This is a genomic window from Ectothiorhodospiraceae bacterium 2226 (assembly GCA_013348725.1).
In the GTDB taxonomy this organism is placed as follows: domain Bacteria; phylum Pseudomonadota; class Gammaproteobacteria.
The window spans coordinates 2,470,607-2,483,715 of sequence record CP054689.1 but is presented as its reverse complement, the minus strand read 5'-3'; the positions used below and the strand labels follow the sequence as shown (position 1 = coordinate 2,483,715).

General features: G+C 67.2%; 17 protein-coding genes. 14 read left to right on the top strand and 3 right to left on the bottom strand.

The window, feature by feature from the left end; all coding sequences use genetic code 11:
• The first annotated feature begins 37 nt into the window (after positions 1 to 37).
• The 10 genes from HUS23_12100 (at position 38) to HUS23_12055 (ending at position 7,226) form a co-directional block, all read left to right on the top strand.
• Positions 38 to 544, top strand: a complete 507-nt coding sequence (locus tag HUS23_12100; protein QKT04496.1) for a TIGR02281 family clan AA aspartic protease — start codon at positions 38 to 40, stop codon at positions 542 to 544.
• A gap of 276 nt (positions 545 to 820) precedes the next feature.
• Positions 821 to 2,203, top strand: coding sequence for an alanine:cation symporter family protein (locus tag HUS23_12095; protein QKT04495.1), 1,383 nt, complete (start codon positions 821 to 823; stop codon positions 2,201 to 2,203).
• A gap of 407 nt (positions 2,204 to 2,610) precedes the next feature.
• Positions 2,611 to 2,763, top strand: coding sequence for a hypothetical protein (locus HUS23_12090; protein QKT04494.1), 153 nt, complete (start codon positions 2,611 to 2,613; stop codon positions 2,761 to 2,763).
• A gap of 347 nt (positions 2,764 to 3,110) precedes the next feature.
• Positions 3,111 to 3,818 (top strand): UPF0149 family protein, encoded by a 708-nt coding sequence (locus tag HUS23_12085; protein QKT04493.1) that lies wholly within the window; start codon positions 3,111 to 3,113, stop codon positions 3,816 to 3,818.
• 156 nt (positions 3,819 to 3,974) lie between these two features.
• Positions 3,975 to 4,544, top strand: coding sequence for a GNAT family N-acetyltransferase (locus HUS23_12080; protein QKT04492.1), 570 nt, complete (start codon positions 3,975 to 3,977; stop codon positions 4,542 to 4,544).
• 280 nt (positions 4,545 to 4,824) lie between these two features.
• A complete protein-coding gene (locus HUS23_12075; protein ID QKT04491.1) occupies positions 4,825 to 5,016 on the top strand; it encodes a hypothetical protein in 192 nt (63 codons plus the stop codon).
• 15 nt (positions 5,017 to 5,031) lie between these two features.
• Entirely contained in the window at positions 5,032 to 5,298 is a 267-nt protein-coding gene (locus HUS23_12070; GenBank protein QKT02342.1) for a hypothetical protein, read from the top strand.
• Between the two features lie 221 nt (positions 5,299 to 5,519).
• Entirely contained in the window at positions 5,520 to 6,188 is a 669-nt protein-coding gene (locus HUS23_12065; GenBank protein ID QKT05071.1) for a UPF0149 family protein, read from the top strand.
• A gap of 118 nt (positions 6,189 to 6,306) precedes the next feature.
• Positions 6,307 to 6,576, top strand: a complete 270-nt coding sequence (locus HUS23_12060) for a hypothetical protein (protein QKT04490.1) — start codon at positions 6,307 to 6,309, stop codon at positions 6,574 to 6,576.
• A gap of 209 nt (positions 6,577 to 6,785) precedes the next feature.
• Positions 6,786 to 7,226 (top strand): YciI family protein, encoded by a 441-nt coding sequence (locus tag HUS23_12055; protein ID QKT04489.1) that lies wholly within the window; start codon positions 6,786 to 6,788, stop codon positions 7,224 to 7,226.
• 18 nt (positions 7,227 to 7,244) lie between these two features.
• Here the strand turns inward: HUS23_12055 and HUS23_12050 are convergent, their stop codons facing one another.
• Positions 7,245 to 7,511 carry a DksA/TraR family C4-type zinc finger protein gene (locus HUS23_12050; protein QKT04488.1) on the bottom strand — a complete coding sequence of 89 codons (267 nt, stop codon included), beginning with the start codon at positions 7,509 to 7,511 and terminating at the stop codon, positions 7,245 to 7,247.
• Positions 7,512 to 7,747: 236 nt separating this feature from the next.
• A complete protein-coding gene (locus HUS23_12045) occupies positions 7,748 to 8,632 on the bottom strand; it encodes a ceramidase domain-containing protein (GenBank protein QKT04487.1) in 885 nt (294 codons plus the stop codon).
• 130 nt (positions 8,633 to 8,762) lie between these two features.
• On the opposite strand from HUS23_12045, the gene HUS23_12040 reads away from it, so the two are divergent.
• Both HUS23_12040 and HUS23_12035 read left to right on the top strand, forming a co-directional pair.
• The gene (locus HUS23_12040) at positions 8,763 to 9,635 is read left to right on the top strand and encodes a carboxylating nicotinate-nucleotide diphosphorylase (GenBank protein ID QKT04486.1); all 873 of its coding nucleotides are present in this window, start codon (positions 8,763 to 8,765) and stop codon (positions 9,633 to 9,635) included.
• Between the two features lie 9 nt (positions 9,636 to 9,644).
• Positions 9,645 to 10,427 carry a phytanoyl-CoA dioxygenase family protein gene (locus HUS23_12035; protein ID QKT04485.1) on the top strand — a complete coding sequence of 261 codons (783 nt, stop codon included), beginning with the start codon at positions 9,645 to 9,647 and terminating at the stop codon, positions 10,425 to 10,427.
• A 163-nt stretch (positions 10,428 to 10,590) separates the two neighbouring features.
• On the opposite strand, the gene HUS23_12030 is transcribed toward HUS23_12035, so the two are convergent.
• Entirely contained in the window at positions 10,591 to 11,061 is a 471-nt protein-coding gene (locus HUS23_12030) for a TerB family tellurite resistance protein (protein ID QKT04484.1), read from the bottom strand.
• Positions 11,062 to 11,294: 233 nt separating this feature from the next.
• Between HUS23_12030 and HUS23_12025 the strand changes: the two genes are divergently transcribed.
• Entirely contained in the window at positions 11,295 to 11,615 is a 321-nt protein-coding gene (locus tag HUS23_12025) for a c-type cytochrome (protein ID QKT04483.1), read from the top strand.
• Positions 11,616 to 11,624: 9 nt separating this feature from the next.
• Positions 11,625 to 12,908, top strand: coding sequence for an FAD-dependent oxidoreductase (locus HUS23_12020; protein ID QKT04482.1), 1,284 nt, complete (start codon positions 11,625 to 11,627; stop codon positions 12,906 to 12,908).
• The last annotated feature ends 201 nt before the right edge of the window (positions 12,909 to 13,109 follow it).

The following is a 13,109-nucleotide window of genomic DNA, read 5'->3' as shown; positions in this document are numbered from 1 at the left end:
CCGGGGAGCCCGGTCTCACGCTCGGTATAATGCACGCATGAGCCAACTCCCCTCCGCCCTCGGCAAGATCATGATGGTCGCGGGCATCGTGATTGCCCTCGGCCTGCTCACCGTCTACTTCGACGGCATGCTGGAGCGCCAGTACAACCCCAACCAACAGGTCGAGAGCCTGCAGTACGCCGACGGCATGCGCGAGGTGGTCCTGCAGCGCAACCGCAGCGGCCACTACGTGGTAACCGGGCAACTCAACGGCCGTCCCGTCGACCTGCTGGTCGACACCGGCGCCACGGTCGTCTCCATCCCCGAACCGCTGGCACGCGAGCTCGGCCTGCGCCGCGGCCATGCCGTGCCCACACAGACCGCCAGCGGTATGGTCACCACCTACGCCACGGTGCTCGAGCGCGTGCAGATCGGCGACATCGAAGTGCGCAACGTGCGCGCCTCCATCAACCCCCACTCCGACCTGGTGCTGCTCGGCATGAGCTTTCTGCGCGAGCTCGAACTCACCCAGCGCGGCGACACCCTCACCCTGCGCCAGCATTGACGCATGTACGCGCCCGTCCCGAACGCACCGCACCGTCAGCACCCTCCGGCGCAATGCCCTTCGGTTATTGCGCCCTACCCCGCACCTACCCCGCACCGTAGGGCGCCATAAGCGCAGCGCATCGCGCCATGAGCGACCGAAGTCGCACCAAGCCTTCAACGCCTGCCGGCCCACCCCCGCCCACCAACCCATCCCCCGTCTCTTGTCCCCCACCCCCCCATCCGATACGCTCCCCCAAGCCGTCCCCCGCCAACCGAATAACAAGGCACAGACCGCATGATCGAAACGCTCACCGAGTGGACCGGCTGGCTGTCCGGCATCCTGTGGGGCAACTACCTCACCCTCGCCCTGCTGCTCGGCGCGGGGCTGTACCTCACCATCCGCACCCGCGCCATCCAGCTCCGCGGCTTCCGCCACGGCGCCGAGCTGGTGTGGGGCAAGCACGCCGACCCCGGCCACCCCGGCGAGGTCACCCACTTCCAGGCCCTGTCCACCGCCCTGTCCGCCACCATCGGTACCGGCAACATCGCCGGCGTGGCCACCGCCATCGCCTTGGGCGGCCCGGGCGCGCTGTTCTGGATGTGGGTCACGGCCTTCTTCGGCATGGCCACCAAGTTCACCGAAAGCACCCTCTCCCTGCGCTTTCGCGAGATCGCCCCCGACGGCACCGTCTCGGGCGGCCCCATGTACACCCTGCTGCACGGCCTCAACATGCCGCGCATGGCCGCCCTGTTCGCCGTGTTCGCGCTCATCGCCGCGTTCGGCATCGGCAACATGGTGCAGGCCAACTCCGTGGTGGACGGCCTCACCTACATCTGGCCCGAGCTGCGCGGCTACGGCTGGGCGGTGGGCCTGGTCATGGCCACGCTGGTCGCCATGGTGATCCTCGGCGGCGTACGCCGCATCGCGCGCGTGGCGTCCATCCTGGTGCCGTTCATGGCCCTGCTGTACATGCTCGGCGCCCTGATCGTGCTGTTCCTGCACGCCGCCGAGATCCCCGCCGCGCTCGCCACCATCTTCACCTACGCCCTCAACCCCTGGGCCGTGGGCGGCGCCGCCGTCGGCGAGGCCATCCGCTGGGGCGTCGCGCGCGGCCTGTTCTCCAACGAGGCGGGCCTCGGCTCCTCCGCCATCGCCCACGCCGCCGCGCGCACCAAGGAACCCGCGCGCGAGGGCCTGGTCGCCATGATGGAGCCCTTCATCGACACGCTCATCGTGTGCACCCTCACCGGCCTCGTCATCGTCGTCACCGGCGCCATGCTCACCCGCCCCGAAGAAGCCATGGGCGCCTCGCTCACCGCGCACGCCTTCAGCAGCGTGCTCGGCGCCCCCGGCGCCTGGATCGTCGGCGGCGGCCTCACCCTGTTCGCCTTCTCCACCACCATCGCCTGGTCTTACTACGGCGACCGCTCCGCGCGGTTCCTGTTCGGCGAGCGCGCCGTGCTGCCCTACCGCATCGTGTTCGCCCTGCTGGTGTGGGTTGGTGCCAGCGTCCCGCTCGCGCTGGTGTGGAATATCGCGGACATCATGAATCTGTTGATGGCGTTGCCGAACCTGTTGGCGTTGATACTATTGGCGGGGGTGGCTGCGGCGTTGCAGCGGGAGTATTTTCAGCACCATAAGGTGCGGGTGGGCCGTGAGGCGGTGTCCGAGCAATAGTGTTCGCGGTAGCCTTGGCCGTCTATCACCAATATGGAGGCCGACGTCCGTATAACACGCGGGGAAGATTGCATGACACGTTGGGAAACGCCCCAGTTCTGCAAGAAAGTATCGCCGGTTAAGTGCGAAGCGGATGGGTCTGCGTGCACCCACGCTGCTCGTCATATACGGAGATTTTCCGTGTTTGAACACGGACCTTTTCCGTCTAGTTACTGTTGGCTTGAGTAGTACAGTACCTTATACCGCAGCGCCGGCAATGAAATGGATAATCGGGGACAGACCCGGGTTTCGGATGATCCCGAGTTCTGCGAGGGTTGGAGCGACGAGACGTTGGCTTCCTTCGTCAGGCCAACTACGTGATTCGGTGAGTAGACATACTTTCTCACGCGTTCAAGGATAGTAAGGCCATGCAGAACCTGAAGATCAAGGTGTTCAAGGGTAACGAGTCCAGCCCGGAGACCACGATCACCATTCCTACGCGCGCCCTGAAGGTCGCCGCGCACTTCATCCCCCCGTGCCGCCACCGCCGTACTCGCCGAGCAGGGGATCGACGTCGATGAAATCGTCAAGCTCGCCTCGTCGCCGGAGGTAGAAGGTACGCTCATCGAAGTCGAGGATCACAAGAAGAATGAGCGGATCGTCATACTACTGGAATAGGAAGCCCTCTGGCTTGCCGGGCCGCGTCCGGAAACGGCGCTCCTAGCTCCTGCGACCAGGCGAGCGGCGCAGCTCAGGGGCTGCTGGATCGGGACCACGAACAGGAGACGGATTCATTTTCCATGCTGCTCCGAGTCCCGCGTTCGCCTCTCGTGAGCGGGTAAAGAGCGGCGACTTGCCGCCGCGACCGAAGGGCTCTACCCTGGCTGCTCGATTCGAGTCATAGCACCCCTAGGTAGCGAGAAAGCCCATGCCCTCACTCTCCACCCCGCTCTCCGACGAAGAGTTGAATCGCCTCGACGAGTTCCTGCTCGCCGACACCGTGCCCGAGTCCGCCATGCCGCTTTCGACGCTGGACGGCTACCTCACCGCGCTCGCGCTGAATCCCGACCTGATCCCGCCGAGCGAATGGCTTCCCTGGGTATGGGACATGGACGAGGGCGAGGCGCGGCCCGAGTTCGAAACCCAGGAGCAGGCACAGGCGATTCTGGAACTCATCATGCGCCACTACGCCGACGTCAACGCGGCGGTCATGGAGGGTCAGGTCGACCCGCTTTTCGTGGGCAACGACGAGCAGGATCTTACCCTGGTGGACCTTTGGTGCGGCGGGTTCATGCTGGCGGTGGATGTGTTCGGCGAACCTTGGTGGTCGGCGCTACTGGAAGAGTCACCCGAGATGCTCGAGCCCATCATCACCCACGCCGAGTCCGAGGACCTAGAGACCGTGCATGACGTGGCGTCACTCAAGGCACGCGCGCCCGCCGAGGCGCCGGCGGCGATCGAGGCGGCGCTGGACAGCTTGTGCGACTACTTCGTGCCACTTAGGGAGGCGGCCGCACGGGCGCGCATCGAGACCTATCGCCGCGAGGAACCGAAGGTGGGCCGCAACGACCCCTGCCCCTGCGGCTCCGGCAGGAAGTTCAAGAAGTGCTGCGGCGGCGCGCCCCCGCTGCATTGAGCGCTCACGCGCCCCGCTCAACGCGCACTTGTGCAGGAATCCCGTCTTGAAGGCATTCTTGGTTGGCGAAGCTCCCCACTTGCCGATGGCGAACATTTCCGAATACCTTCTAGCGGGCGCACGCGCGACCGCGTCGCGGGAGGAGCTTGTCGAACCATGAACCGCCTGACATACCGCAAAGCAACCGCCGCCGATGCCGCCGAGATTGCGCGGCTGGTGAACGCCGCCTATCGCCCGCAAGCTGGCGCCGAGGGCTGGACACACGAATCCCGCATTGTCAGCGGCGACAGAACCAGTTCGCGACAGGTCGAGAAGCTGCTCGGCTCTTCGGTGGTCTTGGTAGGTCTACGCGACGACAGGCTCGTGGCATGCGTCCAGATCGACCGAACGGGCGCTGATGCCACTATCGGCATGCTCGCCATCGAGCCGAGCATCCAGGCCGGCGGGCTGGGGAGCGCAATGCTGGCCGAAGCGGAGTCATACGCCGCCTCATCGCTAGGCGCGGAACGCTTCGTGCTGATCGTGGTGGGGGCGAGAACGGAGCTGATCCAGTTCTATATCCGTAGGGGATATGAAGATTCCGGCCAGCGGCTCCCTTACCCGATCGATAGCGGTGTCGGCACGCCGCGCAACGGAACGCTGGATCTCGTAGTCCTGCAAAAGCGCGCAAACGCATCACGCGATTCGGCCGCCACTTCCGCTGCTGCTTCGGAGCCGGCGGCCTAGCGGGGTGCGCGGCGCATCCAGCAGCGATCAAACTCGCTTAGCCCAAGGCCCCGATGCGACTCGCGATAACGGACATCCCCACTGGCTTCCGCGAATCCCGCGCCTAGGGAGAATCGGGCGCGCGTGGTTCGCGGCCGCTTTCTTTGGCACGTATCTAACGGTGACCTACGCGCTCTACTTCGCGGTCCCTCCGCTCACGCAGACGTTTCCTCATATCGCCCGTTGGAGCATGGAGTACGCGTAACTCGTGCTGCTACTCCTTTGGTCCCCGCCCCTCATCATGCGATTTCACGACATCAATGCGTCCGGGTGGTGGACGGTGGCTTTCTGGCTTGTAGTCGGCGGCGGTACGGTAGGCGCGATTCAGGATGAGGCCGTTCTGCTCGTCCTGGGCGCGCTTGTCCTACTCGTGATCCTCCCCGGCAACCCGCGTTACGGAGCGCCAGGTCAGTGGACCGTGTGCAAACCGTAGGGATGAGCCGCCTTAGTGCCTGCGGAGAACCGCAGCCCCACCCCCAGCGTTCTTCTTCCGCGACCTCGCCGGCAAAAGCCCGCCCTCCTCGACGCCTGCGGCCGCGCGGACGGTGAAGTGGCGGCAAACGGGCTGCTTGACCTCGGCGAAGGGCGTATTGCTTTCCTATACTTAGCCGGTCGCTTTGCCAGCCCGGAGGAAGGTTTCATGAACAACATCATCTACATAGTTGGGCTTATCGTCATCGTTCTGGTCATCCTGGGGTTTTTGGGACTTCGATAGACCGCCGCGTTTAGCAAAGAGAGGGAACGTAGTAGCGAGAAGGGGATGGATTTATTTTCTATCCTGCTCTGACTCGCGTGTTCATCTCTCGTGAGCGCGTAAAGCGCGGCCGCTTGCCGCCGCGCCCGAAGGAATCTACCCTGGCGGCTCGGTGCGCCTCATAGCGCCCCTAGGTAGCGAGAGAACCCATGCCCTCACCCCGCTCTCCGACGAAGAGCTGAATCGCCTCGACGAGTCCTGCTCTCCGACACCGTGCCCGAGTCCGCCATGCCGCTGTCGACGCTGGACGGCTACCTGACCGCGCTCGCGCGCTGAATCCCGACCTGATTCCACCGAGCGAATGGCTTCCCTGGGTATGGGACATGGACGAGGGCGAGGCGCGGCCCGAGTTCGACAGTCAGGAGCAGGCGCAGGCGGTACTGGAACTCATCATGCGCCACTACACCGACGTGGCTGCGGCGGTAATCGAGGGCCAAGCCGACCCGCTTTTCGTCGGCAACGACGAGCAGGATCTTACCCTGGTGGACCTTTGGTGCGGCGGGTTCATGCTGGCGGTGGATGTGTTCGGCGAACCTTGGTGGTCGGCGCTACTGGAAGAGTCACCCGAGATGCTCGAGCCCATCATCACCCACGCCGAGTCCGAGGACCTAGAGACCGTGCATGACGTGGCGTCACTCAAGGCACGCGCGCCCGCCGAGGCGCCGGCGGCGATCGAGGCGGCGCTGGACAGCTTGTGCGACTACTTCGTGCCACTTAGGGAGGCGGCCGCACGGGCGCGCATCGAGACCTATCGCCGCGAGGAACCGAAGGTGGGCCGCAACGACCCCTGCCCCTGCGGCTCCGGCAGGAAGTTCAAGAAGTGCTGCGGCGACGCGACGGCGCTGCATTGAGCACTTGCGCCGACATCATGATCCTCACGAGCCCCACCACATCGCGCTAAACCAGCGCTCGCTCTAAGCTCTGCTCTCAGACACTCGCTCCACCACGAACCTTGTGCGGGAGGCCGACATGGACGAGGACCTCGACCAGATGAGCCGCGAAGAACTCCTCGCGGAAGCCCGAAAGCTGCGACAAGGTATCCGAGAGCATCGCGATAGCACCCTGCACGAGCTGTGCTGGCACCATCCCGCCTTATGGGGTTTGCTGCCGGAGAAGACCGATCGGCTCCCGATCGTGCCGGAGTGGCCGCAGTTCATGCGCGGGTGCATCAGATACCGGCAGTCTTTGGATCAGCAGTTGCCGAATGCACCACGCTCAGATCAGCCTTACGACGACTGAGTGGACTCTGGTGAGGCAGCGCCCGGCGGCTTGGTGCCCTACCGCAGGCTGTCATGGCTGCCGGGTCGATGGCTGCGCCGCGCCGCCGGCTACGCTCCCCGATCACCCTACCCCCACCCCCGCCCATCGCGAGGGTTCGAGCCGCCTGTCGATTTCCGCCCCGCTCGTGCGACTGTAAGGTGAACACTTCATCCAACGGAGAGACGACCATGCGATTCATGATCATCGTAAAGGCCAGCGAGGACTCGGAGGCCGGCAAGCTGCCGAGCGAAGAGCTGCTGGCGGCGATGGGCCAGTACAACGAAGAACTGGCCAAGGCCGGCATCCTGCTCGCGGGCGAGGGGCTGCAGCCGAGCAGCAAGGGGGCGCGGGTGCGCTTCGCGGGCGACCAGCGCCTGGTCGTGGACGGACCGTTCCCCGAGACCAAGGAGCTGATCGCCGGCTATTGGCTGTGGGACGTGAAGTCCATGGACGAGGCCATCGAGTGGGTGAAGCGCTGTCCCAATCCGATGCCGGGCACCGAGGCTGAGATCGAGATCCGCCCGTTGTACGAGGCGGAGGACTTCGGCGAGGAGTTCACACCCGAGCTGCGGGGACAGGAAGCGCGTATCCGCGCCCAGGCGGCCGAGTTGGCGCAGAAGAAGCACTGAACCGCGATCCGGCGGCGCTCAGCGTAGCTGGCTGTCCTTGCTGCCCCGCCGATTGTAGGGGCTGAAAGTCGGCTGTTCCCGGTCGTGCACTTCCTGACAGCGGATGCACAGCCGCACGCCGGGGACGGCCTTGCGCCGTGCCTCGGGGATCGCCTCGCCGCATTCCTCGCAGTGCTGGCGACTCTCGCCCTGGGGCAGCCGGCTGCGGGCGCGCCGGACGGCGTCGTCCACGGTGTCGTCGATCTGCTCCTGGACGGCGCCTTCCTTCGCCCATCCCGTGGCCATCGGCTGCTCCTCCCGGCGGGGGTAATCGTAAGATCTTGGACAGGCTGACCCGCTACGGGTTCAGGCACGCCCCGCTCTGCTCGCCGCCGTCCGTCCCCGTCTCGAGCGGCTCGCAGTCCTCCCGCTAGCTCGCCTACGGACCCGTCATCCGGACGGCCCCACTCTTCCGACTCATCGCCTGACAATGCGCAGGCGCAGGTAGCCGCAACACTGCGCGGCCGTCCGGTTGGGTCATGTCATGACGTGCTCTGTTTGGATCTACTCGCGATCTCTCTTCGAGCGCCCGGCCCGAGGTCGCCAATCGTCGCGCCCTGATGGTGCTCTACGCTCGCCGGCACACCGTGGCGCCGGTACAGCATCGCCACCAGACAGGCCGCGCCCGCCGCGGCGAGCAGGTGCTTGAGGGCATGGCCGCTCACCGCGGCGCCGAGGGCGTAGATCTCCTCGTCGAACACCTCCGCGAGCTTGGCGAGCACGTAGAGCGCGAGCGCCCCGACGAGGTACGGCGCGTAATGCGCCGGGCGCGGGCGCGGCGCGAGCAAGGCCGGCGCGAGCACCAGCGGCAGGAACTGCACCAGCGCGTAGGGGCGCAGGTCGCCGGCGCCCGCGCGTTCGCTGAGCAACCAGTAGACCACGGTGCCGGCACCGACCAGCAGCAGCGGAAGCAGCAGGCGGTCGGCCAGGCGCCGATCCACCCGCTCGACAAGCACGCTGCAGAAAAAGCCCATGAACGCCACGGTCATCGGCAGGCGGTCCCAGAACAGCGTCGTGTTGCTCGGCGCGAGGTGGTAGTAGGCCGACCCGAAGCCGGTAAGCAGCACGCCGGCGAACAGCACAAGGTAGGCGCGGTGCACCGGCGCCCGGCGCGCGCGCCGCAGCCAGACCACCAGCGCCATCCCGGCCGCGCCCACCAGCACGAACGCGAGGTTGCTGAGCACGTTCCAAGCGGCGGGCACGCCGAGCCACGCGCGCTGGTCGGCGAAGTGGTGGTAGGCGGGGTCCTGCGGCAACGGGTCGGTGAGCCAGAACAGCAGCAGCGTGAACGCGAGCAGGCCGAGCGCCGCACCCCAGAGGGCGCGCGGACTCATGCTCAGGCAGACTGCGTCGTGGTGCGGGTTCATACTCGTTCCCAATATTCGGCGCCACCCCTGCCCGGCGCGCGCAATCGACCTCGATCCGCCCCATGCACCGCTCGGCGCGTGGCGCTCGATCTGGCATACTGACACGCCCGTTTCGCACCGGCCGAGCCGCATGAACCGCACACCCGCATCCGCCCCCGAGCTGCCCGCCTACCTCACCTTGGACGCCGTGCGCGCCGACGTGCGGCGTGCCCTGGACGAGGACGTGGGCGCGGGCGACCTGACGGCGGCGCTGGTGCCGGCCGAGGCGCAGGCCACCGCGCACGTGATCGCGCGCGAGGCGGCCACCCTCGCCGGCCGCCCCTGGTTCGACGCCGTGTTCGCGGCGCTGGACCCGGCCATCGCCATCGACTGGGCGGTGCGCGAGGGCGAGGCGGTGAGCGCCGACCAGCGCCTGTGCACCCTCACCGGGCCCGCCGCGCCGCTGCTCACCGGCGAGCGCACCGCGCTCAACTTCCTGCAGACGCTGTCGGCCGTGGCGACCGCCGCGCGCCGCTATGCCGACGCCGTGGCGGGCACCGGCGTGGCGATCCTCGACACGCGCAAGACGCTCCCGGGCCTGCGCCTCGCGCAGAAGTACGCGGTGCTGTGCGGCGGCTGCCGCAACCACCGCCTGGGGCTGTACGACGCCGTGCTGATCAAAGAGAACCATATCGCGGCCGCAGGGTCCATTGCACAGGCCGTGCGCGCGGCACGCGCCGCGGCCGGCGGGCGCACGGTGGAGGTCGAGGTGGAGAACCTGGCCGAGTTGCGCGAGGCACTGGACGCCGGCGCCGACATCGTGCTGCTCGACAACATGGATCTCGCCACGCTGCGCGAGGCCGTCGCGCTCACCGGCGCGCGCGCCAAGCTGGAGATCTCCGGCGGGGTGACGCTCGAGACGGTGCGCGAATTTGCGCAGACGGGGGTGGATTACATCTCGGTCGGCGCCCTGACCAAGCATGTGCAGGCCGTGGACCTGTCCATGCGTTTCACGTCCTGCTGAGGAACGCCGATGTCCGCCCTGCCGGTCACGCCCCACCCCTCGCTCACCGACGCCCAACGCGCGCAGTTCGAAGCCGAGGGCTATCTCATCCTGCGCGCCCTGGTGGGGCCGGCCGAGGTGGCGCGCCTGCGCGCGCTGGCCGGCGAGGCGCTAGCGCGCGCCGAGGCGCCGCTGGAGTACGAGGCGCAGGTCGGCTACCCCGGCGCGCCGGCCAGCCTGGACGCCCCCGGCGGGCGCACCGTGCGCCGGCTGCTGCAGGCCTATGCGCGCCATCCCGCATTCGCGGCGCGGGCGTTGGACCCCTTGGTCGGCGAGTACCTGCACGCCCTGCTCGGCAGCCGCCCGCACCTCGCGCAGGCGCATCACAACTGCATCATGACCAAGCACCCCGGCTACAGCAGCGCCACGCTGTGGCACCAGGACGTGCGCTACTGGCAGTACGCGCGGCCGGAACTGATCAGCGCGTGGCTGGCGCTCGGGCGCGAGCGGCCCGAGAACGGCTGCCTGTACGTGCTGCCCGGCACCCACCGCGTGCCGCTCGCCCGCGAACGCTTCGACGACGCGCTGTTCCTGCGCACCGATCTGCCGGAGAACCAACCGCTGATCGACAGCCGCGTGGCGGTGGAGCTCGAGCCGGGCGATGTGCTGCTGTTCCACGCGCGCACCCTGCACGCGGCGGGCGCGAACCGCACCGACGAGGTGAAGCTGTCGTTGGTGTTCACCTACCGCGGCGAGGACAACGCGCCGCTGCCCGGGACCCGCTCGGCCTCGCTGCCGGAGGTGGTCGTCTGAAGGCTGTTTGAAGTCTGAGACGGCCCTTCCTTGGGCCGCTCAGACACGGCGGCTGAAAAGCATGGTTTTCAGCCGCCTTCATCCGGCGGGCCGGGTGGCAGCACATCCCTGTGCTGCAGGACCACGAGCATTACTTGGGCCCCAGTCCACCCCAGTCCCCGAATCAGCTTTCGACGCCCGCGCGGGCGGCGGAGCGGTGCTTGGCGGCGATGAAGTCGACGTGGTCGACGTACAGCAGCTCGGCCAGTTTGCGTGCGAGGTGCTCTTCGTACAGCGCGACCTTGCCGTCGGCATAGGCCACGTCCCATAGGTAGTCCATCACCTTCACGCGCTGCGGGTAGCTGAAGTGGCGGTTGATGAGCGAGGTGAACTGGTAGTAATCCGTGGCGTCCTTCACCTCCGCCTCGGCAAGCCGCAGCAACTCCCGCGTCTCCGCGTCCGACAGCCCGAACTTGGTCTGCACTGCCTGCGCGGCGACGTCGCACTGGTCGTTCCGGGTCTCCTCGTCCATGCGCGTCATCTCGATAAGCAGTGCCGCGGTGGCCAGGTGCAGGCGGTGCTCGCCGTCCTGCGACGGCGCGTCGTCCTGCACACTGATGTGTTGTTTGAAGAAGCGCGTAATAGCGTCGAGCATGTTCTCCTTCCCGCCTGACAGGGAATTCCCTCTGTCCAGTATATCGGCGGTTTGACGCCCCCCGCCCCTTGCACCAGAATCGGTAATCAGCCTGTTGTAAAAACAGCAGGCTAGCGCAGCTGCGGGGGGATGCACCGATCGGACTCTCCCGCCTTGACGCACGTCAACCATCCGCCGGGAGGAACCACCCAGTATTGTCCGACTACAACCACCGCCCTAATGGAGGACAGTCCATGAACAAAAAGAAACAGTGGACCACATCACTGGCAGCCGCGGCCCTCGCCGGCGGGCTGCCCTTCACTGCGGTCGCCGCGGACGAGATTTCGCACGACTCGGTACTCGCCAGCACCTGCTTTACCTGCCATGGCACCACCGGCGGCGGCGCGAACAGCATGCCGTCCATCGTCGGCTGGCCCGAGGACACCATGGTGGAGACCCTGCAGGCGTTTCGCACCGGCGAACGCCGCGCGACCATCATGGACCGCCACGCGCGTGGCTACACCGACGACGAGCTGCGCGCCATCGCGCGCTTCCTCGCCCAGTTGCAGCAGTAGGAGGCGCCCATGAAGACTTCACGACGTCAGTTCTTCCGCCTCATGGGCGCGGGCGGCGCGCTCGCATTGGCTCCCTGGGCCGGCAGTTCCTTCGCACAGCAGGGCGGCGCCCAGCCGCACGTGGTGGTGATCGGCGGCGGCTTCGGCGGCGCCACCTGCGCCAAGTACCTGCGCCGCTTCGATCCGAACATCCGCGTCACCCTGGTGGAGGTCAACGACCGCTACGTCACCTGCCCCGGCAGTAACTGGGTGCTCGGCGGGCTGCGCCAGATCAGCGACATCACGCAGCGCTTCGACGCGCTCGGCAAGCACGGCGTGGAGTTCGTGCAGGCGCGTGCCACGCGCATCGACCCGGAGCGCCGCCGGGTGCAACTCGACAACGGCCAGTCGCTCACCTACGACCGCCTGGTGATCGCTCCCGGCATCGGCTTCGACTGGGATGCCGTGGAGGGCTATAGCCCGCAGGCGGCGATTTCCATGCCGCACGCTTGGCGCGCGGGCTTGCAGACCGAACGCCTGCGCAAGGCGCTCGAGGAGATGCGCGACGGCGGCACCTTCATCATGCGCGTACCGCCGGCGCCGTTCCGCTGCCCGCCGGGGCCCTACGAGCGTGCCAGCATGGTGGCGCACTACTTCAAGCAGCATAAGCCGCGCTCCAAGATCCTGATCCTGGACAGCGGCGAGAGCTTCTCCAAGCAGGGGCTGTTCGAGGCCGGCTGGAACGAACTCTACGGCGACATGATCGAGTGGATGCCGGGCTCGCAGGGCGGGCAGGTGACCGCGGTCGACGCGAACACCCGCACCCTGCGCACCGATCAGGGCGATCACCGCGGCGACGTGGTGAACTTCATCCCGGCGCAGAAGGCGGGCGAAATCGCGGAGCAGGCCGGACTGACCAACGAGCAGGGCTGGTGCAACGTCAACCAGGCCACCTTCGAGTCCATGGTGCATCCGGGAATCCACGTCATCGGCGACGCCTCGGTGGCGGGTGCCATGCCCAAGTCGGGCCACTCGGCCAACAACCAGGCCAAGATGACCGCCGCGGCCATCATCGCCATGATGCGTGATCAGGAAGTGCCAAGCCCCTCGCATGTGAACACCTGCTACAGCCTAGTGGCGCCCGACTACGGCATCTCCGTGGCCGCGGTCTACCGCCTGGAGAACGGCAGCATCGCGGGCGTGGAAGGCGCCGGCGGCGTGAGCCCGGCCGATGTGGGCAAGGACTACCGCGAGGCCGAAGCGCGCTACACCCTCGGCTGGTACGCCAGCATCACCGAGGACACCTGGGGTTGAGGTAGGCCCGCCCGACGCCGTCCCTCCGCGTAAGGGGGGACGGCGTTTTTCTTTGCCGGTCGGAATACACGGGGAGCTCAATCGTCGGCGCCTGCGGTGCGGGCACGCCCTGCGGTTCGTGGCCGCGCCCCTACGCCACCCCCCTGTGCATCGGCTTCCAATTTCACACCCCCCGCATGGCCGCCGGGCCTCCGGCGCGCT